This is a genomic window from Lachnoanaerobaculum sanguinis (genome assembly GCF_033242365.1).
GTDB classification, from domain to species: domain Bacteria; phylum Bacillota; class Clostridia; order Lachnospirales; family Lachnospiraceae; genus Lachnoanaerobaculum; species Lachnoanaerobaculum sanguinis.
Genome location: NZ_BTHK01000006.1, coordinates 44,235 through 69,923, shown reverse-complemented (window position 1 = coordinate 69,923; position 25,689 = coordinate 44,235). Strand labels below are relative to the sequence as shown.

Below are 25,689 nucleotides of genomic sequence, written 5' to 3'. Positions count from 1 at the left end.
CTGTAACCTTGGACTTGCTAAAAGTTGATAAAGTAATTATACTGTTAATATTTGAATAAAGGAGGCTATATGGAAGATTTTTTCAAGAAGTTAAGCATATATGGAAGTATTGCTAAAGAAGAAGGACAGAAAATAGCACAGAATGCTTTAAATAAGGGCAGAGAAATTGCCGATATTACAAAGCTCAAAAGAGACATAAAAATAGAAGAGGATATTATAAAGTCCTACAAAATGGTTATAGGAGAGTATGTGGCGGCCAATGATCTTTTAAAAGATGATGAGCTGGTATTTGATCAGAGATCAAAGATACTTGAATGCCAAAAGAAATTAGATGAGTTGAATGCAAAGCTTGAAGAAATGAGCAAAAATAACAAATAGGTATAAGGAGAAGATAATGAAACCATACGCAGAATTGACAAAAGAGGAACTTTTGGAGCTTAAAAAAAGCTTGAAGGCCGAATATAAGGCAATGCAGGCCAAAGACTTGAAACTTGATATGAGTAGAGGAAAGCCTTCACAGGAGCAGCTTGATATCTCTATGGGACTTATGGATGTACTTTCATCAGATAAAGATCTTATGAGTGAGAACGGTTCAGACTGCAGAAACTACGGCGTACTTGACGGTATTCCTGAGGCAAAGGAGCTTATGGGTGATATGATGGAGGTTCCGGCAGATAACCTTATTATCTACGGAAACTCAAGTCTTAATGTAATGTATGACTGTATATCAAGATCATATACACATGGAGTAATGGGTTCAACACCATGGTGTAAGCTTGACAAAGTAAAGTTCCTTTGTATAGTACCGGGATATGACAGACATTTTGCAATAACTGAGTATTTCGGATTTGAGAATGTATGCGTACCGATGCTTGAGAGCGGTCCCGATATGGATATGATAGAAGAACTTGTGCAAAAGGATGACTCAATAAAGGGAATCTGGTGTGTACCGAAGTATTCAAATCCTACAGGAAACTCATACTCTGACGAAGTTGTAAGAAGATTTGCAAGATTAAAGCCTGCCGCTAAGGATTTCAGAATTTATTGGGATAATGCATATACAATTCATCACCTCTATGATCTTGATCAGGATCACCTTATAGAGATTTTGGCTGAGTGTAAGAGAGCGGGAAATCCTGATCTTGTATATAAGTTTGCTTCCACATCAAAGGTTACATTCCCTGGATCAGGTATTGCGGCACTTGCAACATCACATAACAACCTTGAGGATATAAAGAAGCAGTTGAAGATGCAGACAATCGGACATGATAAGGTAAATCAACTTAGACATGTAAGATATTTTAAAGATATTCACGGTATGGTAGAGCATATGAAAAAGCATGCCGACTCACTCAGACCTAAGTTTGAGATGGTAATAGATACACTTGAAAAAGAGCTTGGCGGTCTTGGTATAGCAAGCTGGACAAAGCCGAAGGGCGGATACTTTATCTCTTTTGATACTATGGACGGATGCGCAAAAGAAGTTGTATCAAAATGTAAAAAAGCAGGTGTTGTAATGACAGGTGCAGGAGCTACATTCCCGGGCGGAAAAGATCCGGATGATAAGAATATTCGTATCGCTCCTTCATTCCCGCCTGTAGCGGATTTGGAGATAGCCGCAAACCTTCTGTGTCTATGTACAAAGATGGCGGCAGTTGATAAACTCTTAGGAGAATTATAATGATTAGTGCAAATGGAATAACCCTCAGATTGGGGAAGAAAGCCCTTTTTGAAGATGTTAATATAAAATTTACACCGGGTAACTGCTATGGACTTATAGGTGCAAACGGTGCGGGAAAGTCAACATTCCTTAAGATACTCTCAGGACAGATAGAACCTACAAACGGTGATATAGTAATAACACCGGGAGAGAGACTTTCATTCTTGGAACAGGACCATTTCAAATATGATACATATACTGTTTTGGATACAGTAATAATGGGAAATGCAAGACTGTATGAGATAATGAAGGAAAAAGATGCAATATATGCAAAGCCTGACTTTACCGAAGAAGACGGTATAAAGGCGGCTGACCTTGAAGGTGAGTTTGCAAATATGAACGGTTGGGAGGCCGAATCCGATGCGGCGGCACTTCTGAACGGACTTGGAGTCGATATGGAACATCACTATACACTGATGAGTGATATGCCGTCAAACCTTAAGGTGAAGGTACTTCTTGCAAAGGCACTCTTCGGTAATCCTGATATACTCTTACTTGACGAGCCTACAAACCACCTTGATTTGGATGCTATTGCCTGGCTTGAAGAGTTCCTTATAAACTTTGAAAACACAATTATAGTTGTATCTCATGACAGATATTTCCTTAATAAAGTCTGTACAATGATTGCAGATATTGACTATGGCAAGATACAGCTCTATGCCGGAAACTATGATTTCTGGTATGAGTCAAGCCAGCTTATGGTTCGACAGATGAAGGAAGCAAACAGAAAGAAAGAAGAAAAGATCAAGGAGTTGCAGGAGTTTATTCAAAGATTCTCTGCAAATGCTTCAAAGTCAAAACAGGCTACATCCAGAAAGAGAGCCTTGGAAAAGATTGAGCTTGACGATATAAAGCCGTCTTCAAGAAAGTATCCATATATTGATTTTAGACCTGCAAGAGAGATTGGTAATGAAGTTCTTACAGTTGAAAATCTTTCAAAAACTGTTGATGGTGAGAAGGTACTTGATAACATCAGCTTTGTACTGAATAGAGAAGATAAGGTAGCACTTGTAGGACCTAATGAAAAGGCAAAGACAGTTCTTTTTAAGATACTTGCAGGAGAGATGGAGCCTGACAGCGGAAGCTATAAATGGGGACTCACCACTACACAGAGCTATTTCCCAAAGGACAATACCAAGGATTTCTCCGGTGAAGAGACAATAGTTGAATGGCTTACAGGATATTCTGAAATCAAGGATGCTACCTATGTAAGAGGCTTCCTTGGCAGAATGCTTTTTGCAGGTGAAGATGGAGTAAAGAAAGTTAAGGTACTTTCAGGAGGAGAGAAGGTTCGTTGCATGCTCTCAAAGCTTATGATAAGTGGAGCAAATGTACTTATACTTGATGAGCCTACCGACCACCTTGATATGGAGTCTATTACAGCACTCAATACAGGACTTGAAAAGTTTAAAGGCGTACTGATCTTCTCATCAAGAGACCATCAGGTAGTACAGACTACTGCAAACAGAATTATGGAGATCATTAACGGAAGTCTTATAGACAAGATTACAACCTATGATGAATACCTTGAGTCTGATGAGATGGCAAGAAAGAGATTTACATATACAGTTTCAGCAGATGAAGAGAGTGATGATTGATATGGCAAGTACAAAGAAAATGATTTCATGGAATGTCAACGGACTTAGAGCCGCTGTTACCAAGGGATTCTTAGACTTCTTTAGAGATATTGATGCCGATATTTTTTGCATACAGGAGTCAAAGCTCTCAGAAGGTCAAATAGAGCTTGATTTGCCGGGATATTATGACTATTGGAACTATGCGCAAAAAAAAGGTTACTCCGGTGTAGCTGTTTTTACTAAAGATAAGCCTCTTAATGTAACCTATGGTATCGGTATAGAGGAACATGATAATGAGGGAAGAGTTATTACAGCGGAGTATGAAGATTTTTATCTGATAACCTGCTATACTCCAAACTCTCAAAGAGGCCTTACAAGACTTGACTACAGAATGACTTGGGAAGATGCTTTCCTCTCCTATATCTTAAAGCTTGAAGAAAAAAAGCCGGTGATATTCTGCGGTGATTTGAATGTTGCTCATAAAGAGATAGATTTGAAAAATCCTAAGACCAATAGGAAAAATGCCGGATTTACAGATGAGGAAAGAGGCAAGATGGATGTTATTCTATCTTCAGGCTTTTGCGACAGCTTCAGAGTACTGTATCCGGATAAAACGGATGCTTACTCATGGTGGTCCTATATGGGCGGTGCCAGAGCAAAGAATGTTGGTTGGCGTATTGACTATTTTATAGTTTCTGATAAATTAAAAGATAGAATAAAGGAAGCTAAGATACACAGTGATATCTTAGGTTCAGATCATTGTCCGGTAGAACTGGATATTGAAATATAAATATATGACTTAAAGGAGGTGCGTTATGGTAGTTCAGAAGGAGAGAGGAAGAAGTTATTCTTATCCGCTTGGTATAACGGTGACGCCCTCTTATTTTTGTATAAAGGTTATAAGAAAGTGTGAACGACTCTATTTAAACCTTTATGAAAGAAATGAAGAAGCGCCTGTAGACAGAATAGAGTTTCCTAAAGAATCAAGAATAGGAGATGTGTGGTTTTTACAGGTAAATACACGAATTAAGAAAACTTTTGAGTATGCGTTAGAGGATGAAAAAGGACTTTTTCCGGATGAATACGGTAAATGTTTTTCAGGCAGAGACAGTTTCGGTAAAACGAGTCTTATAGATAATCCGAGAAGAAGCCCTGTGTATATAAGTGAATTTGACTGGGGTAATGGTTTTGAAAACAACTTGGACAATAAAACTTTGGATGAAGCATTTATTTACAGGCTTCATATAAGAGGTTTTACAAAATCAAACAGCTCAAAGGTTGTGGACAAGGGTACATTTAAAGGACTTATAAGTAAGATAGACTATTTAAAAGACATTGGCGTGGATTTTGTTGATATAATGCCTGCTACAGAATTTGATGAATTTATAAGAGTCGGTGGAAGCTGGATTTCTCTTTTTGATAAGGAGAAGAAAGTAAAACAGGAAAAAATCAGAATAAACTATTGGGGATATGCAAACAGTTTAAACTTTGCACCTAAGGCAAGTTATTCTACCAGAAAAAACAGAAATCCTGTAAATGAATATAAGAGTATGGTGAAATCTCTGCATGAAGCAGGTATCGGAGTTATACAGGAATTTTTCTTTGCTAAGAAGAATATCAGCTATATAATTGATGTATTAAGATATTGGAAAATAGAATATCATATAGACGGTTTTCATCTTACAGGAGTTGACTACTGTGAGGATATTGTAAAAGATCCCTATCTTCTTGAGTGCAAATTTATCTTTACAAATAAGATATATGAAAGTAAGGACAAAAACATCATCTCTATGGATTATGATTATATGAATAATATGAGAAAATATCTGAAGGGTGATGAGGGAATGGTTCCTTTCGTTGCGAATGTGATTGCAGATAAGAGTAATTATATGAATTTTATTGCAGATATCAACGGATTTTCACTTGCTGATATATACAGATATGATTATAAGCATAATGAAGACAATGGAGAGGACAATGCAGACGGATCAAATATGAACTTCTCCTGGAACTGCGGATTTGAGGGTGACACCAAAAAAACTCAGGTGCTTAATCTAAGAAAAAGGATGTATTTGAATGCGGTTTTACTTTTGATGATATCAAAAGGTACTCCATGTATATGCAGCGGCGATGAGGTACTACAGTCAAAGAACGGAAATAATAATACATACTGTCAGGACAATGATATAAGCTATTTCAATTGGAAGCTCGTAAACAAGAATAAGGATTTTCTTGACTTTGTAAGGGCTATGCTTGAATTCAGAAGAGAGTATATTTTGGGTGGGGAAAAGTCTAAAACGTCTGTCCACGGTATGCAGGTGTGGAAACCGGATTTTGAATACTATAACAGACAGATGGGAATACTTATAGAAGGAAAACAGGATATATATATTATCTTAAATATGCATTGGGACAGACATGAGTTTTCTCTTCCTACTATAAAGAGGGGAAGCTCTTGGAAGATATTGGTAAATACGGATGATATAAATACTCCTTTTAAGAAAGAAGCTGTAAATACAAAAGACCAAAGAAAGATATCGGTTGAATGCAGAAGTTGTATGGTACTTATTGCCGAAGAAGATAAAAAGGCGGATGTAAGAAAGAAGAAGGTATGAATGTAATTATTATAGCGGCAGTTGCGGTAGTGATAGTTGCGGTTTTTCTAATGATAAAAATATCAAAGCCTAAGAGTTCCGATGATGATATGGCTGAATACTCAAAGTCTAAAGAGGGTAAAAAAGAGTTTTTAAAGCCAAGCCTTAAAAAGGGATTTCAGGAAGAGGCAAGTGTAAAATGCATGGTTGCAAATGCCACATGTTCCCGTTTAAAATATATGGATTTTAAAGGCGATATTTATGATGTGAAGTATGACGGTAAAAATGTTAACATCGAAAGAGAAACCGAAAAAGATGATACATTAAAGGATTATAAGATAGAAAAAGCCTATATGCAGGGAGGTTTTTCTCTTATAGAGGGCAATGAAACAGCTGGGAGAATAAATAACTTCAATCAAAATATGAAGCATATAAGGATCTATGATAAAGACGACAATGATTATAAGTCTATAACATTTAAACAGGGTATAAATGATTTTGTCGATATAAAAACTCTTGATGAACTGTGCGACTTTTTAAAAAAAGAGCTTCCACAGGGCGGTATCGTTTTAGATAAACTTGTAAAAATAGGATTTGGAAAGAGAAACCTATGGACGACTTTTTGCTATGATTACGGAGACGGCAGAAGTAAGGTTATAAAAAAAGATGATACCCTGAAGTTTGAAGATTTGTTTGAAAGATGGGAATAAAATTTTTTAGAAGATAGGGCCTGTTTAATAGGCTCTATTTATTTGAAAATTTTAAATAAAAAGTTTATTTTTCTATTTTAAATAAAAAGTTTATTTTTCTATTGACAAATGTATATAAGTGCAGTATCCTATTAAAGTCAGTTTTGGGTTATCGCCAAATGGTAAGGCACTGGACTCTGACTCCAGCATTTCTAGGTTCGAATCCTAGTAGCCCAGCTTTTACAACTCCCATTCAAACAATGATGTTTGTGGGAGTTTTTTAGTATATATAGACGAGGATTTTTTATGAAGAAGGTAGCACTTGCAGGGACTGAAAACTTGACAAATTATATCGATGCATTAAAAGAAAATGATATAGAAGTTATCGCAACTCTTGATGTGGATGAAGCCATAAAATGTGACGGTCTGCTTCTTCCCGGTGGCGGAGATATAGATCCTGTTTACTATGGTGAAGAAATGAACGGTTCGGATGAGCCTGACAGAGAGCTTGATAAAGCACAAAGAGATATTTTAGATGCATTTGTAAAGGCAAAAAAGCCCATCTTAGGCATTTGCAGAGGTATGCAGCTTATAAATATATACTTTGGCGGAAGTTTACATCAGGATCTTGCAACAAGAGATATTCATACAAGAAAAAATGATAATGACAGCATACACAGTGTAAAAAGCGTAGAAGAAGGAAATTTATTTGAAAAATTTTACGGTAAAACTTTCAATATAAACTCCGCACATCACCAAGGCGCAAAAAAACTCGGGAAAGGACTGAAGGAGGTTTTACGCTCCGAGGACGGAGTGTGTGAAGCCGTTATACATGAAGAATTACCGATTATAGCTACACAGTTTCATCCTGAGAGAATGTCTTATAAACAAAGAAGAGATGATGCGGTAGTAGGTGAGGAAATTTTTGAGTATTTCAAATCTCTTTTAAAATAAGAGACAGTGAGGTAAGGTAGTCAAATGTATTCATTTAATGAAAGAATCAGATACAGTGAGTTGGGGGAGAGTGGAGAGCTGTCTTTGGTAGGACTTTTGAATTTATTTCAGGACTGTTCAACATTTCAATCTGAGGACCTGGGACTTGGAATAAAATATTTACAAGGGAAAAAGGAAGCCTGGTGGGTGAATTCCTGGCAGATAGATATAAGCAGATTGCCGGGACTTGCACAGAAAGTGGAAGTAGGCACATTTGCCTACAACTTTAAAAGCTTTTACGGCTATAGAAATTTCTTTTTAAAAGATGAAAACGGTGAGTTTTTGGTAAAAGCGGATTCCATATGGTTTCATTATGATTTGGACAATAAAAGACCTACCAAACCCACAGATGAAGCTTTAAAAAAGTATTTGGCAGGAAATGAGAAACGCCTCGATATGACTGAGATTGTCAGAAAATTTGATATACCGACAGAGTACGAACTCGGCAAGGAAATTGTGGTAAGCAAGAATGATTTGGATACAAATCATCATATGAATAATGCGGTATATGTAAGTAAAGCAAAAAATATTATTGAAGAAGATTTCAAAGTAAAAAAAATAAGTGTACAATACAAGAAGGCAGCCGTATTGAATGATGTGATTTTACCTAGAATTACAAAGAATGAAAATTCATATATTGTAAATCTGGCAGATCAAAAAGGAGATACATATGCTATCGTCAGATTTGAATATTAAGGGGGATTTATGGAATTAGGAAAAATACAGAGCCTGAAAGTTGACAGAAAAAAAGATTTCGGTGTATATCTTACAGACGGGAACGGTGAAGACGTACTTCTGCCTATGAAGGAAGTGCCGGAAGGTTGTGAAGTAGGAAGTGAGATAGAAGTATTTGTATATCGTGACAGTAAAGACAGACTTATTGCGACTACAAGAAGACCTAAAATTTTAGTTGGAGAAGTCGGAAGACTCTTGGTAAAATCTACAACAGGAATAGGAGCGTTTCTTGATATAGGACTTGAAAGAGATGTGCTTTTGCCTTTTAAGGAGACGGTGAATAAGGTAAAAGAGGGTGATGAGATACTTGTATATCTTTATGTGGATAAGAGTAACAGACTTGCGGCCAGTGCAAAGGTCTATTCACATCTTTCACCGAACAGTCCGTATAAAAAGGATGACGAAGTTGTCGGAACGGTATTTGAAATCAAAAAGATGGGTATATTTGTAGCGGTAGACGACAAGTACAACGGCATGATACCGCCAAATGAGAGTTTTGAGGACATCAAAATCGGTGACAGACTTGATATGAGAGTTATAAGAGTAAGAGAAGACGGAAAGCTTGACTTGAGTCCGAGAAAAAAGGCTTACAGACAGCTGCTTACCGATGCGGATATTCTTTACAATATAATTGAGAGTAGAGGCGGAAGCTTAGGTTTTGATGAGAGCGTTTCTCCCGATAGAATAAAGGCGGAGCTTAAGCTTAGTAAGAATGCTTTCAAAAGAGCGGTAGGACATCTTTTAAAAGAAGGCAAGATAGAAATAGCGGACGGAGACATCAAATGTCTTTAATTGATGATGTAATAAACAAAGCAAAAGAATATGTCGGTGTTACTGAAGATCCGCCGGAAAGCAATAATGTGGTATTTAACACAGATTATTACGGGCAGGAAGTATATGACGGCAGTGTGGCAACATATCCATGGTGTGTGACTTTTCTTTGGGATATTTTCAGGATGGCCGGAGCGGAACATGTTTTTTGTGACGGAATGAAGACAGCCTCCACGGAAAGCGTATACAGTTATTACAAAAATAAAAATATGCTTTTTGATAAGGGACAAAGAGGAGATATCATTCTTATTCTGACTGCAGAGGCATCAAAATCAAGAAGAGTAAATCATGCGGGAATTGTAGTTTCGGCAAACAGAGACGGTACATATGAAACAATAGAGGGCAATACCGGCAGCGGAAATATCGCAAACGGCGGTATGGTAATGACAAGACAGAGAAGCTTTGAAGGGAAAGGCTATACAATAGTGGGGTTTGCAAGGCCCGGCTATGAAAAAAAGGCAGTTAAACAAAGCTCTACCGATACAGGAGTTAATGAAATTCCCGTAAGCGCAAGACTTACAGTTACAGGCAGCGGTGTAAGAGTCAGAACCGCACCGAATACCTCATCTTCCATAGTAAAAAACTTAAGTGAAGGGGAAAAGCTAAAGGCTGTAGGCAGAATTGCAAGCAGATATAATCCATGGTTTCATATATCCGAAGGCTATATAAGCGGAAACTTTGTAAGGGGCTGGATAAAGGATTACAATGACAATAACAGATGGTGGTATGTGGATAAGGACTACAAGTATGCCAAAGCGGAGTGGAAAACTATTGAAGGAAAGGATTACTGCTTCGGTAAGGACTCCTATCTGTTTGTAAAATGCTATATCAAGTCGGCTATAAACGGTACTTATTATTGGGTGGATGATGACGGTGTTTATCAAAAGCGATATGATACCGAAAGCCCAAGCCGAAAATACAGAATAGTGGAAAATTATAAGAATGAAAATGCTTATAAGGTATAAAAAAAGGTCCGGCAGTTTAATGCCGGATCTTTTTTAGGTAAATATATTTTATTCACCCTGATACATGAATTTTATTATTCTTTCAACGTCTTCTTTATCATGTGCTACAAGATCAAGTTCCTTGATATAGCCGTTTGAAAAGATGTTTGCCATTGAAAGATACTGTGTAAGCTTACTCTTAAGGTTGATTCTGTCACCTTCAGGGGAAACAAGCTCAACTGTTCCTTTGCATTCATCGATTACTTTGAAAAAAGCATCAACGTCTTTGATATTTTGTACTTTCACATAAACCTCCATACAAATATATTTTTCTACAGTATAGCAAAATAGACATGCAGAGTAAAGAAGTGAATTTCTTAGATATGGCAAATATAAGTTTATTGTGCTACAATAGGCAGATGTCACGGGGTGACATAATATGAGTATTTCAATAATGGAGATGGAAATGCAGATAATAATTGTAGGCTGTGGCAAGGTTGGTTCGACTATTGCGGAGCAACTTAGTGCAGAAGGACATGATATAACAATAGTTGATACAGATGAAGCGGTTGTAAAGGCTTTGGCGGCCAGACTCGATATAATGGGTGTTACAGGAAACGGAGCGACACATAGCGTGTTGGAGGAAGCCGGAATAGAAGATTCCGATCTTTTGATTGCAGTTACCGAATCGGATGAGTTAAACCTTCTATGCTGCATGGTAGGAAAAAAGGCCGGAGCGGAGCATACCATAGCCAGAGTAAGAAATCCGGAGTACAGTCAGGATATAGGTTTTATGAAAAAAGAACTTGGACTTGCTATGACCATCAATCCGGAGTATGCGGCTTCTACAGAAATGGCAAGACTTTTAAGATTCCCTTCAGCTATAGAAATAGATACTTTCGGAAGAGGAAGAGTAGAGCTTTTGGAATATAAGATTTCCGAGGGCAATATACTTGTCGGAAAGAGCCTTATAGATGTCGGAAGAAATATAAAGTCGGATGTACTTATATGTGCAGTGGAAAGAGAAGATGAGGTAATTATACCTAACGGAAGCTTTGTATTACAAAGCGGTGATATTGTAAGTATTGTGGCCTCCACAGAAAATGCAAAGGACTTCTTTAAGAAAGTCGGATGCAACAGTAGCGGTGTAAGAGATACCATGATAGTCGGTGGAGGAACAATCGCCTACTACCTGGCAAAGCAGCTCTTACCTCTTGGAATAAAAGTAAAGATAATAGAAAAATCCTATGAAAGATGTGAGGAACTTTCCGCAATGCTTCCGAATGCGGTCATTATCCACGGCGATGCGGCCGACAAAGATGTATTATTGGAGGAGGGAATAGAGAAATGTTCATCCTTTGTTTCGCTTACCGGAATTGATGAGGAGAATGCATTCCTTTCACTTTATGCAAAGAGTGTTTCAAATGCCAAAATAGTTACAAAGATAAATCGTATTGCATTTGATGATATTATAGAGAAGTTCGATCTTGGAAGTATGATCTATCCTAAGCATATCACGGCGGAATATATTGTAAGATACGTAAGAGGATTACAAAACAGTGTAGGAAGCAATAATGTCGAGGCACTTTATAGGATTATACATGGCAAGGTAGAAGCTTTGGAGTTTTATATAAAGGAAGATTCGGGTATGACAGGTGCCACCTTGGAGGCATTACCGATAAGAGAAGGTGTACTTGTTGCCGGTATTATCAGAGACGGAAAAGTGATGATACCTAACGGTAAGTCAACATTACAAAGAAATGATTCTGTTATTATAATAACAAGAATTACAGGTATGCAAAATTTAGAGGATATATTAAAGTAATGAACTATTCAATTATATTATATATAGTGGGAAAGGTGATGATGCTGGAGTCTGCCTGCTTTTTGATACCGGCGGTAACATCACTTATATACGGTGAACACGAGGGCATGGCGTACTTGATTGTGGGTGCTGTGTCTGCAATTATAGGATACCTTATTTCCAGTAAGAAAAAATTTGAAAATGTTTTTTTTGCAAGAGAAGGTTTTGTAATGGTTGCCCTATCATGGATAGTACTCAGTGTGGTGGGAGCAATTCCATTTGTACTTACCGGTGAGATTCCGAATATGGTAGATGCTTTATTTGAAACGGTATCAGGATTTACCACAACAGGAGCAAGTATACTTGAAGATGTGGAGAGCCTCAGTCATACATCACTTATCTGGAGAAGCTTTACACACTGGGTAGGCGGTATGGGAGTTATTGTACTTCTTCTTGCCATACTTCCTATGGCAGGCGGCTACAATATGCATCTTATGAAGGCGGAAAGCCCGGGACCTGTAGTCGGAAAACTTGTTCCGAGACTTAGAGATACCGCAAAGATTCTTTATCTTATATATCTGGCAATGACGGTTATAGAGTTTGTTATTTTACTGTTTGTAAAGATGCCGGTATTTGATGCCCTCTGTATTACTTTCGGTACGGCAGGTACCGGAGGTTTCGGTATAAAGGCGGACAGCCTTGGAAGTTATTCCTATGCGATACAGGTGGTGGTGACCGTCTTTATGATACTTTTCGGTGTTAACTTTAATGCTTACTTCTTGCTGCTTGGAAAGCATAAAAAAGATGCCTTCAAGATAGAGGAGGTCAGATGGTATTTCGGAATAATCTTTGCTGCAATTATTATTATTACAATAAATATCAGAGGCTATTTTGAAAATATTTTGACAGCACTAAACCATGCGGCATTCCAGGTAGGATCGATTATTACCACCACAGGATATTCAACCACAGATTTTGATTTGTGGCCGCAACTTTCAAGAAATGTAATAATTTTCCTTATGATGTGCGGTGCCTGTGCAGGAAGTACAGGTGGTGGAATTAAGGTTTCAAGAATTATAGTTATGTTAAAATCGGTATTCCAGGAGATAGGTTACTATATTCACCCAAGAGGTGTAAAAACTATAAAAATGGACGGTAAGGTACTTGAAAAGCCGGTACTTACCAGTATAAGAGTATTTATGCTCACATACATCATGATATATGTAATATCAATGTTTTTACTCTCACTCAATAATTTTGACTTTGAAACCAATTTTACAGCCGTGGCGGCTACATTCAACAATATAGGTCCGGGACTTGCAAAGGTGGGACCTATGGCAAATTTCAATATATATTCATATTTTTCAAAGCTGGTGCTAACATTTGATATGTTGGCGGGAAGACTTGAGTTATATCCGATGCTTCTTTTATTCAGCCCGGGAGTATGGAGAATAGGAAAAGATAAATAAATTTATTTTTAAAGCACTTGCAAAATCTTTGCAGGTGCTTTATAATTCCTACTAATATGATAGGAAAGAGGAAATAAAGATACAATGATTGAACTGAAAAATGTTACAAAGACTTTCAGTGCAGGAAGTAATACGGTTCATGCGGTGAAAGATGTATCTTTAGTGATAGAAAAGGGAGAGATATTCGGAATTATAGGATTTTCCGGCGCGGGAAAATCCACACTTGTAAGATGTATAAATCTTTTGGAAAGACCGAACTCGGGAAAAGTATTTGTAGACGACAAGGATCTGACAGCCCTTTCAGCTAGAGATTTAAGAAAAGCAAGAAAAAAAATCGGAATGATTTTCCAGCACTTTAATTTGATGCCGTCAAGAACGGTAGCCGATAATGTAGAATATTCACTTTTTGGAAGCGGACTTACAAAGGCTCAAAAAAAGGCCAAGGTCAGAGAACTCTTGGCACTTGTAGATATAGCGGATAAAGAGAATTCATATCCGAGTCAGCTCTCGGGAGGTCAAAAGCAAAGAGTGGCGATAGCCAGAGCTCTTGCAAACGATCCTAAGGTTCTTTTATGTGATGAGGCGACATCGGCACTCGATCCTCAGACCACGGCTTCCATTTTGGAACTTTTACAAAGTCTTAATAAAAAGCTCGGAATCACAATAGTGGTCATTACACATGAGATGGCTGTTGTAAAGCAAATCTGTGACAGAGTGGCGGTAATGGAAAACGGTAATGTAGTGGAAGAAGGAGATGTATTCTCAATATTTGCAAACCCTAAACATCAGATTACCAAGGACTTTATAAAGACCACCTCAAATCTTCAAAAGATAGAGGGGCTTATAGCATCAGGCTCTGATGTGGTTAAGTTGAGTCCGGGAGAAGTTATACTTAGACTCAGTTATAAGAAAGCCAATACTTCGGAGGCTCTGATTTCGGAAGTTTCCAGAAAGTTTAATATAAATCTTAATATAATATATGCGGATGTGGAAATAGTAAAAGGAGCACCTATAGGCGGAACCGTGGCGATAGTCAGCGGAGAAAAGGCCGATATAGATGCCGCTATCAAGCATTTGCATGATAAGGAAGTAGGAGTGGAGGTGATAAAGGATGAAAGAATTTTTACACATTCTCTTACCAAACATATCGGCTAAACCGAATGAACTTATCGAAGCTACTTTACAAACTTTGAATATGATGGTATTATCAGGTGCAATTTCACTTTTATTCGGTCTTATATTCGGAGTTATGATAGTTGTAACCGCACCGAAGGGTATACTTAAGAATGCATTTATTTATAATATATTAGATAAGCTTATCAATGTATTCAGATCAATACCTTTTGTAATACTTCTTGCGGCTCTTATACCTTTTACAAGAATGGTGGTAGGAACTGCAATAGGAACAAAGGGTGCGATACTTCCTTTGGTATTCGGCACGGTACCTTTCTTTACAAGACAGATTGAAAGTGCATTGCATGAAGTGGACAACGGTCTGATAGAAGCAGCACAGAGTATGGGTTCATCACCTATAGAGATTATTTTCAGAGTATATTTAAGAGAAAGTATGACGGGAATTATCAGAGGTGTACAGATTACATTTATATCACTTTTGGGACTTACAGCGATGGCCGGAGCTATAGGCGGTGGAGGTCTTGGAGACTTTGCCATAAGATACGGACATCAAAGAAATCAGACTGATGTAACCTATGTAACGGTAATCATTATACTTGTAATGGTAAGCTTGATACAGGGCATTGGAAACAGAGCAATAAAGAAAAACACACATTAACAGGATTTTATGCAGTGATTTGACTATATTCGGAGCACTGATAAAATATATATAATCATAAGGAGGTTAATTATGAGAAAATTAAGTAAATTATTGGCAGTAGGCGCTATTTTAACTTTGGGACTTACTGCATGCGGTTCAAGTCAGAAGGCGGATACAAGTGCAGAGAGTACAAAGGCGGATGCAAGTCAGAAGGCGGAAGAAAGCACTAAAGCGGGAGAGAGCGCTAAGACAGAAGGCGATACAACAATCAAAATCGGTGTTGTAGGTGAGAACAACGAGCAGTGGACTCCTGTAATAGATGCTATGGCAAAAGAAGGCATCACTGTAGAGCTTGTAAAGTTTGCAGACTATTCATTGCCTAACAGAGCTTTAAATGACGGAGAGATCGATTTAAACGCTTTCCAGCACAAGGCATATCTTGCAAATGATATAAAGGATAACGGATATAAGATTGAGGCAATCGGTGATACAATCGTTGCACCTCTTGGAGTATATTCAAAGAAGATTACCGACCTTTCAGAGTTAAAGGACGGCGACACAATTGCAATCCCAAGTGATGCTACAAACGGCGGTAGAGCTTTAAAGGTACTTGAGAGCGCAGGAGTTATCAAAGTAAATCCTGACGCGGGATATACACCTACACTCAGCGATATTACAGAGAATCCAAAGAATATCAAGTTTACAGAAGTAGAGGCTGCAAATACACCAAGTCTTTTACCTGATGTGGCTGCAGCAGTAATCAACGGCGGACATGCTGTAGACAACGGTTTAAATCCTGAGAACGATTCTATCTTCCTTGAGAAGGTACAGGAGGGAACAGACAATCCGTATGTAAATGTTATTGTTGCAAGAACTGAGGACAAGGACAATGAGAATTACAAAAAGATTGTAAAGGCATATCAGAGTGATGATGTGAAGAAAGTCATTGAAGACGTATATAAGGGTGCTTATTTACCTGCATGGAAATAATTTTCTCTAAAAAATAAAAAAGAGCTGTCGTATATTTCAAAAGTCGGAATATACGGCGGCTTTTTTTATAAGAATACCGGCTCCGGACAGCGTTCATATATTGTTCATATCTAATTCAAAAACCTTTTACATAAAAAACAAACTTTAGCCACTTTTGTTTTCTATAATACAAAACATAGACGAGAGATAGCGAGTCTATAAAAATAAAAGATTTTTTTCATAATACTCGAGCCGATACATTCGGCTCTCCTCCCAAAAAATACAGGCCGACAGAGATGTCGGCTTTTTTATTATATTTATTGACATTTATTACTTTAAAATATAAACTTGCTTGATAGTAAAAAAATAACGAGAGGATAGATTTATCTAATAATATATGGATCAGTTTGCAAGAACTCAGCTTTTACTTGGTAAAAAAGCTATGGAAAAATTAAAAAATTCAAGAGTGGCGATATTTGGAGTAGGCGGTGTAGGCGGATACAGTGTCGAGGCACTTGCCAGGTCGGGCGTAGGAGCTATTGATTTGATAGATGACGACAAGGTATGCCTGACAAATATAAACAGACAGATAATTGCGGATGTAAAGAGTATTGGAAAATACAAAGTTGATGTTGCAAAAGAGAGGATACTGAGTATAAATCCTAAATGCAAAGTAACTACACATCAGTGTTTTTACCTGCCTGAGAATGCCGGGGACTTTGACTTTGCACAGTATGACTATGTAATAGATGCTGTGGATACCGTGACTGCAAAAATAAACCTTGTAATGCAGGCAAATGAAAGTAATGTAAAGATAATAAGCAGTATGGGTGCGGGAAATAAGCTCGACCCTACAGGCTTTATTGTGAGCGATATATATAAGACAAGTGTTTGCCCGCTTGCAAAGGTTATGAGGCGTGAGCTTAAGAAAAGAAATATAAAAAAGCTTAAGGTGGTATATTCAAAAGAAGCGCCTATAGTACCTTTTGAGGATGAAAGTATAAGTTGCAGTTCTCACTGTGTATGTCCTCCGGGAACTGAGAGAAAATGTACGGACAGAAGATCGATTCCGGGTTCCGTTGCTTTTGTTCCTTCTGTTGTGGGACTTATAATAGCCGGAGAAGTAATAAAGGATTTGATAAAGGATGTTACGGAATAAGTATCATCAATTAAATAATATTTTGAGAGGGAAATATGATTGAAACTATTACGAAGCTGAACGCGGCTCTAAGCGGGTTCATATGGGGTGTGCCGGCAATGATAGCTCTTATGGGTGTAGGCATATTCTTAAGTATCAGGACAGGATTTTTACAGATAAGAAAATTCAGATATATAATGAAGACCACTGTCGGTAGAATTTTTAAGAAAAGAGATGTAGCAGACGGTGCACTTTCACCTTTCCAAGCTGCTACTACGGCACTTGCGGCCACAGTGGGAACAGGAAATATCGCAGGTGTTGCAGGTGCCATATCAATAGGCGGCCCGGGAAGTGTATTCTGGATGTGGATATCCGCAATACTTGGAATGTGTACAAAATTCGCGGAGGTTACTCTTGCCGTATATTTCAGAAAAACAAATAAGCATGGAGATCTTGTAGGAGGACCGATGTATTATATTCAAAACGGTCTTTCAAAAAGATGGCTGTTTTTGGCTTACTTATTTGCAACATTCGGCACTCTTACAGTATTCGGAACAGGAAATGCCACTCAGGTAAATACGATTACGGCAGCTATAAATGTAGCACTTGAAGGATATGGAATAGTGAAACCGGGTGGACATGAGATGATAAACTTGGTCATAGGAATCATTGTAACCCTACTTGTGGGACTGGTTTTACTCGGCGGTATCAAAAGAATAGGATCGGTGACTGAAAAGCTTGTACCTTTCATGGCGCTTATATATGTAATATTGGCACTTGGAGTTGTTTTTCTAAACATAAACAGAGTACCTGAGGTCTTTGGAAGTATTATATACGGAGCGTTCAATCCGAGAGCGGTCACCGGAGGTATTATAGGAAGCTTCTTTTTAAGTATGAAAAAGGGAGTGTCCAGAGGTATATTCTCAAATGAGGCGGGACTTGGAACAGGCCCTATTGCACATGCATCGGCAGATACAGGAAAGCCGGTAAAACAGGGATTTTTCGGAATATTTGAAGTGTTTGCCGATACCATAGTTATATGTACACTTACAGCTTTGGTAATACTTTGCTCGGGAGTAAGTATTCCTTTCGGTTCACCTTCAGGTGCCGAACTTACAATAGGCGGATTTATAAAGACATACGGTAACGGGGTATCAATATTTACAGCAATAGCTATGTGCTCATTTGCTTTCTCAACAATTATAGGATGGGGACTTTACGGCGCAAGATGCATAGAGTTCTTATTAAGTGAAAAGGTTATAAAGCCTTTTATGGTGGTATATTCTTTGACTGCAATAGTAGGTGCTACGATGGACCTCGGGCTTTTATGGGATATATCGGAGACTTTTAACGGACTTATGGCAATACCTAACCTTATAGCACTGTTCCTCCTTTCAAACGTGGTTGTTAAGCTGACAAAGGAATATTTTGAGACGGAAGGAAAAGAAAAATAAAAAACACTTGACAATAAAATAAGATTGTGTAAAATATAATCATAAGCTATTTAAGAAAAGATTTGGAGGAGAAAAAGTTATGGCAGTAAAGACAATTACAAGTGAAAATTTTGAAGCGGAAGTTTTAAATGCAAAAGAACCTGTATTGGTAGATATCTGGGCACCATGGTGCGGTCCATGTAAGATGCTTTCACCTATAGTTGATGAAGTGGCTGAGGAGGCGGACGGTTTCTCGGTAGCTAAGATCAATGCGGATGAGAATCCTGATTTGGTAAACAAGTTCCATGTTATGTCAATACCTACACTTTTGGTATTCAAAAACGGTGAAGTTGTAAACAAGTCGGTAGGTCTTATAACAAAGGATGAAGTAAAGGCTTTATTGGCATAATAGTAGCTGATTAAGAGCGGTATCGCATATTCAGATACATTTACATTAAAGAAAGAAGTGATTATATGTACGATATAGTAGTAGTGGGCGCCGGAACAGCCGGATTGTCAGCTGCAATATACGGAGTAAGAGCGGGAAAATCGGTACTTGTACTTGAGGGCGCATCCTATGGAGGACAGATAATAAATACTCCTGAGATAGAAAATTATCCTGCTATCAAGAAAACTTCAGGATTTGAATTTGCCACAGATTTATTTAATCAGGCAAAAGATCTGGGTGCTGAAGTAAAATATGAAAAGGTGGTTGGCATCAGCCTTGAAGGTAATATAAAGAAAGTAAAGACTGAAAAGGAAAACTATGATGCAAAGTCGGTAATACTTGCTACCGGCGCAAAGAACAGACCTCTCGGACTTCCTAATGAGAAAAAATTGGTTGGTTCAGGCATATCATACTGTGCAACCTGTGACGGAATGTTTTACAGAGACAGAGTTGTTGCTGTGAACGGTGGCGGTAATACAGCCATAGAGGATGCTACATTCTTGGCCAATGTTGCAAAGAAAGTATATGTGATACATCGTAGAGACGAGTTCAGAGCAGAGGAAGCCGTAGTTGCGGCTTTAAAGAAGAAAGACAATGTAGAGTTTGTTTTAAACTCAAATATTGTGGAGATAAAGGAAGAGTCCTTTGCAGTTACAGGAGTAGTTGTAGAAGATAAAAATACCGGTGAAAAAAGAGAGATTGCAGTGGACGGACTCTTTGTAGCAATAGGTCAGGTACCTGATAATGCGGCTTTTGCCGATGTGGTAGAGCTTGATAAGGCAGGTTATATCGTATCGGGTGAAGACTGTAAGACAAAGACGGAAGGTGTATTTGCAGCAGGAGACGGCAGAACAAAGGAAGTACGCCAGCTTGTAACTGCAGCGGGAGACGGTGCGGTAGCAGGAATTGCAGCGGCAAAATATGTGGAAACACTGAATATATAATTAGGAGAAAAGATATGAATATATATGATTTTAAAGTAAAGAACAACAAGGGTGAGGAAGTTAGCCTTAGTGATTATAAGAATAAAGTAGTACTTATAATAAACTCTGCAACAGAGTGTGGATTTACACCACAGTATGAGCAGTTACAAAAGCTCTATGCAGACTATCAGGATAAGGATTTCGTGGTACTTGATTTCCCATGTGATCAGTTCGGACATCAGGCACCGGGAAGTGATGAGGAGATTGCTAAGTTCTGCAGCTCAAGATTCGGTGTAACTTTCCCATTGTTCTCAAAAATAGAAGTAAACGGTGACGGAGCTTGTGAGGTATTTAAGTATCTTAAGAGCGAGAAAGGTTTTGCAGGCTGGGGCGCAGACAATGATATGTCAAAGCTTCTTACAAAGATGCTTGGTGAGGCCGATCCTGACTATGCAAGCAAGCCTGATATAAAGTGGAACTTTACAAAATTCCTTATTGACAAGAACGGAAACGTTGTAAGAAGATTTGAGCCTACAGAAGGTGTTGAAGTAGTAGAAGAGGCTGTAAAAAAATTAATCTAATATAGAAAAGACAGGGGAGCGTTTATGAAAATAAAGGCTCCTTGAAGTCTTTTAAAAGAAAGAGGGAATATTAAAATGGCGGATAAGTACGACTCACTTAAACTGGAAAATCAACTTTGCTTTCCACTGTATGCCTGCTCAAAGGAAATAGTAAGAAGATATAAAGTATATCTTGATAAGCTTGATCTTACATATACACAGTATATTGTAATGATGGTAATGTGGGAAGATAAGGAATTGAATGTAAAAGAGTTGGGAGATAAACTCTTCCTTGACTCAGGTACACTTACACCTGTATTAAAGAAGCTTGAATCAAAGGGTTATGTTACAAGAGAACGTTCAAAGATAGATGAGAGAACACTTATAGTTACATTGACAAAAAGCGGAGAAGAGCTTAGAGAAAGTGCGCTTGACATACCGGTAGGTATGAGAGGCTGTTTGAATATAAATGATGAAGAGATGGCACAGCTTCGTACCATGCTGAATAAAATTTTAAGTGAAATGGGAGATGTTGCATAGACCTTGAAAGAGCTGACAATTTGCAGCAACGGTAGTAAGAATGAGTGCAGAAAAAGAACTTTGGGACATATATGATGAAAACAAGATGCCTACAGGAGAGACTGTAGACAGATATAATCTTTCTCTAAACCCTAAACAGTTTCATTTGGTTGTAATAGGAATACTCTTTACAGAGGATAAAAAAGTATTGATTACAAAACGCTCACCAAATAAGAGATATGCCGGAGGACTCTGGGAGATACCGGGAGGTGGAGTAAGAGCCGGAGAGAATTCACAGGATGCCGTACGTAGAGAAATTTTGGAAGAAACAGGTATAAATCTTTATGACAGAGACTATGAAAAGCTGTATACCTATAAGAGGATAAATACTGAAAGCAACAGTTATTTTGTGGATATGTATTCTTATATTATATCGGAAGATGATGTGCGAAATATAAAAATGCAGGTAGAGGAAGTATCGGATTTTAAGATATTAAGTGTTCCAAAGATAAAAGAGATAGCAAAAAGAGGTGAATTCCTACATTTTGATAATGTAAAGGAAGTTTTATATAATTTATAAGATTTTTTTTGGAAGCTGCGAGAAAATCGCGGCTTTTTTGTATGGAATTTGTTATTTTATTTTACTTCTATTTAGGGTAAACTATATGTAATATTTATTACCGGAGGGGGATTTAACTATGAAAAAGTATTTATTGCTAATAAGTAAAGGCATTGCTCTATGCTCATTTGTATTTGCACTTTTTAATGCAAATTCAGCGTGTGCTTTTATTTATCATCAGCCTGAGTTACCTGACAAAGTGAAAAAGTTGCGCAAATTTTAAGTTATGGAAAGGCTATCAAAAAAATCATACAATAGCTATGAATAATTTAGGATTAGTGGGTGTAATTATGATATTCTATAAGAATAGTTTATTTTTAATTTTGTTATTAAGTGCTTTATATTTATCAGGTTGTGAAAAAACACAAAATAATGGTTCTATTTTGTATTATGAACAAAATAAATTTGAAGTAGATATTAAGCAACTTATTGATAATAGGTATTATATTATAAATAATAGTGATAATTACAATTTTTATTATCGAACTTATGGAGATATTATCTTTTATTCAAAGCTCAAAGTAAATGTGATAACATATGAGAACAGTATATTAAAAATTAATTTAAAGGCTATTCCAGTTTACAGCGATGATGAAGTATCTTCAGAAATATTTGTTAATATCCCTGATTTTAAGGAGAATGTTGATAAAGTAATAGTTGATGTCAATAGTGATACTGCAGGAGAAGTATATCATGGAGAAAGTAGATTATAGACAAAGCAAATTTTATCTATGGTAAATATTTTGTTAGATAATAATTTTAAAATTAATATTGAAAGGAGCAATGTATGAAAAAAAGAGTTTTTCTCGGATTGGTAGCAAGTACATTATTGATGGCTGTGCCTACATTTGGAGCAACCGGAGGTTGGAAAAGAGATAATAACGGATGGTGGTATCAGTTTTCGGACGGGTCATATGTAAGGTCATCATGGCTTAGTATAAACAATGTCCGGTATTATATGAACGGATCGGGCTATATGCAAACAGGCTGGTTAAAAGAAGGAAGAGACTGGTATTATCTGGATACAAACAACGGAGATATGAAAGTAGGCTGGGTCAATGTCAATAATACATGGTACTATATGAATCCTTTCAACGGCGGCAGAATGGATGTAAACACATATACACCTGATGGATACTTTGTTGATGCAAGCGGAGCATATCAGCCGGGCGGAAGAATGACCGAAACAAATGGCAGGCAAAACAACAGTGCAAATACAACATCGGGATCGGCTTCAAATCAGACTTCTACAGCCGCCTTTGCGCAGAGAGTTATTGAGCTTGTAAACGAGGAGAGAGCAAAATACGGACTTTCCCCACTCTCAGCCGACAGTGCACTTATGAACAGTGCGGATATAAGAGCAAAGGAACTTGTGACATTGTTCTCACATACAAGACCTGACGGTTCAAGCTATCGTACTTTAATGCCTTCAGGACTTATGACCTGGGGAGAAAATGTTGCAATGGGACAAAGAAGCCCTGAAAGTGTTATGGACTCATGGATGAACTCACAGGGGCATAGAGAAAATATACTAAGTGACGATTTCAGCTTAATAGGTGTAGGTTGTTATAATGACGGCAGTACACTTTATTGGGTTCAAAACTTCGGTGCAAGAAGATAAATATTTTATAAGTACCAAATTAAACCTATACTTTAAAGCATTATTTTGCTGTGAGGTATAGGTTTTTTTGCTAAAGACTGTACGATATTTGTAAAGATTTTTTGGCATTATGCAGATATGAAAATAAATACTATAAACCTATAGACAAAAAGGGTTTATAGTGATATTATCATCTCCATAAAATAAATGCAGAGATACAAAGAGTATCTTGGAGAGTAACATTATGGATTTTGAATTTATAAAACAGGTGTTTCCTTTATACATACATGCAGCCATACTGACATTGAAAATAGGTATACTGGGAATCATACTTGCAATAATTGTAGGGCTCTTATGTACACTTGTTTTACATAAGAAGATACCGATACTTAGTCAATTTGTAAGTGTATATATTGAAATGAGCAGAAATACGCCGCTCATCATACAGTTGTTTTTTATATACTACGGTTTACCGAAGCTTGGGTTAAAGATAGACGCCTTTGTATGCGGAGTGTTCGGACTTGCATTTCTGGGAGGCAGCTATATGTGTGAGGCTTTCAGAAGCGGAATAGAAACTATAGATAAGATACAGGAAGAGAGTGCATTAAGTCTTGGACTTAGCCACAATCAGACACTCTTTTATATTTTACTTCCTCAGGCTGTTTCAATAAGTACACCCGCATTTGTAGCCAATATAATATTTCTTTTGAAAGAAACATCTGTGTTCTCGGCTATCAGCTTAATGGATCTTATGTTTACCGCAAAAGATTTGATAGGTTTGTATTATAAAACTGTTGAGAGCCTTGTACTGCTGGTATTTTTCTATTTAATTATATTATTACCGGTATCAATACTCGGTTCCTATGTAGAAAGGAGGGTACGATATGCCGGATTTGGGTCTTGATGTGATATTTAAAGGAAAGAATGCAATAAGACTTCTTGGCGGACTTGGTATAGCACTTAGAATCAGTTTAATATCTGTGCTTATAAGTATCCCCCTGGGTATCATGGTCGGTATTCTGATGACTTTTAAAAATCCGATATTAAAAGCGGTGCTTAGGATATATCTTGAAATTATAAGAATAATGCCGCAGCTTGTACTTTTGTTTATAGTATTTTTCGGAAGCACAAGAGCACTTGGAATAGATATCTCCGCCGAACTTTCAGCAATCATAGTATTCAGCCTTTGGGGAACTGCGGAGATGGGAGATCTGGTAAGGGGAGCTATTACAAGTATTCCAAAGCATCAGTACGAGAGCAGTGAGGCACTGGGACTGAATAAGAAACAGACTTTTATCTACATCATTATACCTCAGACGATAAAGCGACTTATTCCGCTTTCAATTAACCTGATTACCAGAATGATAAAGACTACATCACTTGTACTTATGATAGGAGTTGTTGAGGTAATAAAGGTGGCACAGCAGATAACGGAGGCAAACAGAAATTCAAGCCCGAATGCGGCTTTCGGAGTATATCTGGTGGTGTTTATGATGTATTTTATCGCTTGTACCCCGATAAGCATGCTTGCAAGATATCTGGAAAAAAGAAATTAGTGTGATGGAAGGAGATAGTATGCCGGCATTATTGGAAATAAAAGATGTTGTAAAAAATTATGACGGAAAGAATGCGGTGCTTGACGGTGTAAGTCTTGAACTGAATAAAGGTGAGGTAATAGTACTGATAGGGCCAAGCGGTTGCGGTAAGTCCACATTACTTCGATGTATAAACGGTCTGGAAGAAATACAAGGCGGAAGTATAAGCCTTGACGGAAAAGTCATTGACTATAAGCAAAATGATTTGACGAAGCTCAGACAAAAAATAGGTATGGTTTTTCAAAGCTATGAGCTTTTTCCACATATGACAATACTTGAAAATATCATTTTGGCACCTACAAAGGTGGCCGGAGTAGGTAGAGAGAGTGCAAAGAAGGAAGCGATGGAGCTTCTTAAAAGAGTAGGCCTTGCACACAAATCAAATGCCTATCCGAGAGAGCTTTCAGGTGGACAAAAGCAAAGAGTAGCAATAGTAAGAGCATTGGCAATGCATCCTGAGATTTTATTATTTGATGAGGTTACGGCGGCTCTTGACCCTGAGATGGTAAGAGAAGTGCTTGATGTAATGCTTGATTTGGCTAAACAGGGCTCAACGATGATTATTGTAACTCATGAGATGCAATTTGCAGAGGCTGTCGCAGACAGAGTGTATTTTCTTGATAAGGGAAATATAGTGGAGACGGGCAGACCGAAGAGCTTTTTCACTTCACCGAAGACTGAAAGAGCAAGACAATTTTTGAATATTTTCGAATTTGAATCCATTAAGGATGATAAGGAAGAATATAATATATAGA

29 protein-coding genes and 1 tRNA gene are annotated in these 25,689 nt (G+C 37.6%); 29 read left to right on the top strand and 1 reads right to left on the bottom strand.

The window, feature by feature from the left end; genetic code table 11:
- Positions 1–69: 69 nt before the first annotated feature.
- The 11 genes from SBH76_RS05385 (at position 70) to SBH76_RS05335 (ending at position 10,104) form a co-directional block, all read left to right on the top strand.
- Entirely contained in the window at positions 70–378 is a 309-nt protein-coding gene (locus tag SBH76_RS05385) for a hypothetical protein (protein ID WP_128674906.1), read from the top strand.
- Between the two features lie 16 nt (positions 379–394).
- Complete coding sequence (locus tag SBH76_RS05380; RefSeq protein WP_007595293.1) at positions 395–1,681, top strand: aspartate aminotransferase type Ic; 1,287 nt, start codon at positions 395–397, stop codon at positions 1,679–1,681.
- Positions 1,681–3,318: an ABC-F family ATP-binding cassette domain-containing protein gene (locus SBH76_RS05375; RefSeq protein ID WP_317977067.1), complete on the top strand. Its 1,638-nt coding sequence runs from the start codon at positions 1,681–1,683 to the stop codon at positions 3,316–3,318. The genes SBH76_RS05380 and SBH76_RS05375 overlap by 1 nt, the downstream gene beginning before the upstream one ends.
- Positions 3,299–4,087, top strand: coding sequence for an exodeoxyribonuclease III (locus tag SBH76_RS05370; RefSeq protein ID WP_290648022.1), 789 nt, complete (start codon positions 3,299–3,301; stop codon positions 4,085–4,087). Before SBH76_RS05375 ends, SBH76_RS05370 begins: the two co-directional genes overlap by 20 nt.
- A gap of 25 nt (positions 4,088–4,112) precedes the next feature.
- Positions 4,113–5,912, top strand: coding sequence for a glycosidase (locus tag SBH76_RS05365; protein WP_317977066.1), 1,800 nt, complete (start codon positions 4,113–4,115; stop codon positions 5,910–5,912).
- Positions 5,909–6,601: a hypothetical protein gene (locus SBH76_RS05360; protein ID WP_317977065.1), complete on the top strand. Its 693-nt coding sequence runs from the start codon at positions 5,909–5,911 to the stop codon at positions 6,599–6,601. The genes SBH76_RS05365 and SBH76_RS05360 overlap by 4 nt, the downstream gene beginning before the upstream one ends.
- A 144-nt stretch (positions 6,602–6,745) precedes the next feature.
- A tRNA-Gln gene (locus SBH76_RS05355) sits at positions 6,746–6,817 on the top strand.
- 69 nt (positions 6,818–6,886) lie between these two features.
- The gene (locus tag SBH76_RS05350; RefSeq protein ID WP_317977064.1) at positions 6,887–7,534 is read left to right on the top strand and encodes a gamma-glutamyl-gamma-aminobutyrate hydrolase family protein; all 648 of its coding nucleotides are present in this window, start codon (positions 6,887–6,889) and stop codon (positions 7,532–7,534) included.
- 24 nt (positions 7,535–7,558) lie between these two features.
- Positions 7,559–8,269 carry an acyl-[acyl-carrier-protein] thioesterase gene (locus tag SBH76_RS05345; RefSeq protein ID WP_317977063.1) on the top strand — a complete coding sequence of 237 codons (711 nt, stop codon included), beginning with the start codon at positions 7,559–7,561 and terminating at the stop codon, positions 8,267–8,269.
- A gap of 9 nt (positions 8,270–8,278) precedes the next feature.
- On the top strand, positions 8,279–9,100 hold the full coding sequence (locus SBH76_RS05340; protein ID WP_317977062.1) for a CvfB family protein: 822 nt from the start codon (positions 8,279–8,281) through the stop codon (positions 9,098–9,100).
- Positions 9,091–10,104, top strand: a complete 1,014-nt coding sequence (locus SBH76_RS05335; protein ID WP_317977061.1) for an SH3 domain-containing protein — start codon at positions 9,091–9,093, stop codon at positions 10,102–10,104. The genes SBH76_RS05340 and SBH76_RS05335 overlap by 10 nt, the downstream gene beginning before the upstream one ends.
- 48 nt (positions 10,105–10,152) lie before the next feature.
- On the opposite strand, the gene SBH76_RS05330 is transcribed toward SBH76_RS05335, so the two are convergent.
- A complete protein-coding gene (locus SBH76_RS05330) occupies positions 10,153–10,389 on the bottom strand; it encodes a hypothetical protein (RefSeq protein ID WP_007595311.1) in 237 nt (78 codons plus the stop codon).
- 160 nt (positions 10,390–10,549) lie between these two features.
- Between SBH76_RS05330 and trkA the strand changes: the two genes are divergently transcribed.
- The 18 genes from trkA (at position 10,550) to SBH76_RS05240 (ending at position 25,688) form a co-directional block, all read left to right on the top strand.
- Positions 10,550–11,908, top strand: a complete 1,359-nt coding sequence (gene trkA, locus SBH76_RS05325; protein WP_317977123.1) for a Trk system potassium transporter TrkA — start codon at positions 10,550–10,552, stop codon at positions 11,906–11,908.
- A complete protein-coding gene (locus SBH76_RS05320) occupies positions 11,908–13,356 on the top strand; it encodes a TrkH family potassium uptake protein (RefSeq protein ID WP_035620132.1) in 1,449 nt (482 codons plus the stop codon). The genes trkA and SBH76_RS05320 overlap by 1 nt, the downstream gene beginning before the upstream one ends.
- A gap of 84 nt (positions 13,357–13,440) precedes the next feature.
- Entirely contained in the window at positions 13,441–14,511 is a 1,071-nt protein-coding gene (locus SBH76_RS05315; RefSeq protein WP_007595317.1) for a methionine ABC transporter ATP-binding protein, read from the top strand.
- On the top strand, positions 14,468–15,148 hold the full coding sequence (locus SBH76_RS05310; protein ID WP_007595319.1) for a methionine ABC transporter permease: 681 nt from the start codon (positions 14,468–14,470) through the stop codon (positions 15,146–15,148). The genes SBH76_RS05315 and SBH76_RS05310 overlap by 44 nt, the downstream gene beginning before the upstream one ends.
- A 72-nt stretch (positions 15,149–15,220) precedes the next feature.
- Positions 15,221–16,120: a MetQ/NlpA family ABC transporter substrate-binding protein gene (locus tag SBH76_RS05305; RefSeq protein WP_034211438.1), complete on the top strand. Its 900-nt coding sequence runs from the start codon at positions 15,221–15,223 to the stop codon at positions 16,118–16,120.
- Between the two features lie 376 nt (positions 16,121–16,496).
- A complete protein-coding gene (locus SBH76_RS05300) occupies positions 16,497–17,258 on the top strand; it encodes a tRNA threonylcarbamoyladenosine dehydratase (protein ID WP_315086718.1) in 762 nt (253 codons plus the stop codon).
- Between the two features lie 35 nt (positions 17,259–17,293).
- Entirely contained in the window at positions 17,294–18,691 is a 1,398-nt protein-coding gene (locus SBH76_RS05295; RefSeq protein ID WP_317977060.1) for an alanine/glycine:cation symporter family protein, read from the top strand.
- Positions 18,692–18,770: 79 nt separating this feature from the next.
- Positions 18,771–19,079, top strand: a complete 309-nt coding sequence (gene trxA / locus SBH76_RS05290; protein WP_034211430.1) for a thioredoxin — start codon at positions 18,771–18,773, stop codon at positions 19,077–19,079.
- Positions 19,080–19,144: 65 nt separating this feature from the next.
- Entirely contained in the window at positions 19,145–20,062 is a 918-nt protein-coding gene (trxB, locus tag SBH76_RS05285) for a thioredoxin-disulfide reductase (RefSeq protein ID WP_317977059.1), read from the top strand.
- Positions 20,063–20,076: 14 nt separating this feature from the next.
- On the top strand, positions 20,077–20,622 hold the full coding sequence (locus SBH76_RS05280; protein ID WP_317977058.1) for a glutathione peroxidase: 546 nt from the start codon (positions 20,077–20,079) through the stop codon (positions 20,620–20,622).
- Between the two features lie 75 nt (positions 20,623–20,697).
- Entirely contained in the window at positions 20,698–21,141 is a 444-nt protein-coding gene (locus SBH76_RS05275) for a MarR family winged helix-turn-helix transcriptional regulator (protein WP_007595340.1), read from the top strand.
- A 40-nt stretch (positions 21,142–21,181) separates the two neighbouring features.
- Entirely contained in the window at positions 21,182–21,700 is a 519-nt protein-coding gene (locus SBH76_RS05270; RefSeq protein WP_317977057.1) for an NUDIX hydrolase, read from the top strand.
- A 118-nt stretch (positions 21,701–21,818) separates the two neighbouring features.
- The gene (locus SBH76_RS13845; RefSeq protein WP_008749952.1) at positions 21,819–21,962 is read left to right on the top strand and encodes a cyclic lactone autoinducer peptide; all 144 of its coding nucleotides are present in this window, start codon (positions 21,819–21,821) and stop codon (positions 21,960–21,962) included.
- 37 nt (positions 21,963–21,999) lie between these two features.
- Positions 22,000–22,452 carry a hypothetical protein gene (locus SBH76_RS05260; protein ID WP_317977056.1) on the top strand — a complete coding sequence of 151 codons (453 nt, stop codon included), beginning with the start codon at positions 22,000–22,002 and terminating at the stop codon, positions 22,450–22,452.
- A gap of 74 nt (positions 22,453–22,526) precedes the next feature.
- Complete coding sequence (locus tag SBH76_RS05255; protein ID WP_317977055.1) at positions 22,527–23,360, top strand: CAP domain-containing protein; 834 nt, start codon at positions 22,527–22,529, stop codon at positions 23,358–23,360.
- 223 nt (positions 23,361–23,583) lie between these two features.
- Positions 23,584–24,243 carry an amino acid ABC transporter permease gene (locus tag SBH76_RS05250; RefSeq protein WP_317977053.1) on the top strand — a complete coding sequence of 220 codons (660 nt, stop codon included), beginning with the start codon at positions 23,584–23,586 and terminating at the stop codon, positions 24,241–24,243.
- A complete protein-coding gene (locus tag SBH76_RS05245) occupies positions 24,224–24,895 on the top strand; it encodes an amino acid ABC transporter permease (RefSeq protein WP_317977052.1) in 672 nt (223 codons plus the stop codon). The genes SBH76_RS05250 and SBH76_RS05245 overlap by 20 nt, the downstream gene beginning before the upstream one ends.
- 19 nt (positions 24,896–24,914) lie before the next feature.
- Positions 24,915–25,688, top strand: a complete 774-nt coding sequence (locus tag SBH76_RS05240) for an amino acid ABC transporter ATP-binding protein (RefSeq protein WP_009663356.1) — start codon at positions 24,915–24,917, stop codon at positions 25,686–25,688.
- Position 25,689 lies beyond the last annotated feature (1 nt).

Coding starts and splice junctions, on each gene's coding strand:
- trkA (WP_317977123.1), top strand. CDS start 10,550: ATGCAGATAATAATTGTAGGCTGTGGCAAGGTTGGTTCGACTATTGCG.
- SBH76_RS05345 (WP_317977063.1), top strand. CDS start 7,559: ATGTATTCATTTAATGAAAGAATCAGATACAGTGAGTTGGGGGAGAGT.
- SBH76_RS05305 (WP_034211438.1), top strand. CDS start 15,221: ATGAGAAAATTAAGTAAATTATTGGCAGTAGGCGCTATTTTAACTTTG.
- SBH76_RS05375 (WP_317977067.1), top strand. CDS start 1,681: ATGATTAGTGCAAATGGAATAACCCTCAGATTGGGGAAGAAAGCCCTT.
- SBH76_RS05245 (WP_317977052.1), top strand. CDS start 24,224: ATGCCGGATTTGGGTCTTGATGTGATATTTAAAGGAAAGAATGCAATA.
- SBH76_RS05315 (WP_007595317.1), top strand. CDS start 13,441: ATGATTGAACTGAAAAATGTTACAAAGACTTTCAGTGCAGGAAGTAAT.
- SBH76_RS05385 (WP_128674906.1), top strand. CDS start 70: ATGGAAGATTTTTTCAAGAAGTTAAGCATATATGGAAGTATTGCTAAA.
- SBH76_RS05350 (WP_317977064.1), top strand. CDS start 6,887: ATGAAGAAGGTAGCACTTGCAGGGACTGAAAACTTGACAAATTATATC.
- SBH76_RS05335 (WP_317977061.1), top strand. CDS start 9,091: ATGTCTTTAATTGATGATGTAATAAACAAAGCAAAAGAATATGTCGGT.
- SBH76_RS05280 (WP_317977058.1), top strand. CDS start 20,077: ATGAATATATATGATTTTAAAGTAAAGAACAACAAGGGTGAGGAAGTT.
- SBH76_RS05340 (WP_317977062.1), top strand. CDS start 8,279: ATGGAATTAGGAAAAATACAGAGCCTGAAAGTTGACAGAAAAAAAGAT.
- SBH76_RS05270 (WP_317977057.1), top strand. CDS start 21,182: ATGAGTGCAGAAAAAGAACTTTGGGACATATATGATGAAAACAAGATG.
- SBH76_RS05300 (WP_315086718.1), top strand. CDS start 16,497: ATGGATCAGTTTGCAAGAACTCAGCTTTTACTTGGTAAAAAAGCTATG.
- trxB (WP_317977059.1), top strand. CDS start 19,145: ATGTACGATATAGTAGTAGTGGGCGCCGGAACAGCCGGATTGTCAGCT.
- SBH76_RS05360 (WP_317977065.1), top strand. CDS start 5,909: ATGAATGTAATTATTATAGCGGCAGTTGCGGTAGTGATAGTTGCGGTT.
- SBH76_RS05250 (WP_317977053.1), top strand. CDS start 23,584: ATGGATTTTGAATTTATAAAACAGGTGTTTCCTTTATACATACATGCA.
- SBH76_RS05365 (WP_317977066.1), top strand. CDS start 4,113: ATGGTAGTTCAGAAGGAGAGAGGAAGAAGTTATTCTTATCCGCTTGGT.
- SBH76_RS05370 (WP_290648022.1), top strand. CDS start 3,299: ATGAAGAGAGTGATGATTGATATGGCAAGTACAAAGAAAATGATTTCA.
- SBH76_RS05240 (WP_009663356.1), top strand. CDS start 24,915: ATGCCGGCATTATTGGAAATAAAAGATGTTGTAAAAAATTATGACGGA.
- SBH76_RS05295 (WP_317977060.1), top strand. CDS start 17,294: ATGATTGAAACTATTACGAAGCTGAACGCGGCTCTAAGCGGGTTCATA.
- SBH76_RS05380 (WP_007595293.1), top strand. CDS start 395: ATGAAACCATACGCAGAATTGACAAAAGAGGAACTTTTGGAGCTTAAA.
- trxA (WP_034211430.1), top strand. CDS start 18,771: ATGGCAGTAAAGACAATTACAAGTGAAAATTTTGAAGCGGAAGTTTTA.
- SBH76_RS05310 (WP_007595319.1), top strand. CDS start 14,468: ATGAAAGAATTTTTACACATTCTCTTACCAAACATATCGGCTAAACCG.
- SBH76_RS05275 (WP_007595340.1), top strand. CDS start 20,698: ATGGCGGATAAGTACGACTCACTTAAACTGGAAAATCAACTTTGCTTT.
- SBH76_RS05260 (WP_317977056.1), top strand. CDS start 22,000: ATGAATAATTTAGGATTAGTGGGTGTAATTATGATATTCTATAAGAAT.
- SBH76_RS13845 (WP_008749952.1), top strand. CDS start 21,819: ATGAAAAAGTATTTATTGCTAATAAGTAAAGGCATTGCTCTATGCTCA.
- SBH76_RS05255 (WP_317977055.1), top strand. CDS start 22,527: ATGAAAAAAAGAGTTTTTCTCGGATTGGTAGCAAGTACATTATTGATG.
- SBH76_RS05320 (WP_035620132.1), top strand. CDS start 11,908: ATGAACTATTCAATTATATTATATATAGTGGGAAAGGTGATGATGCTG.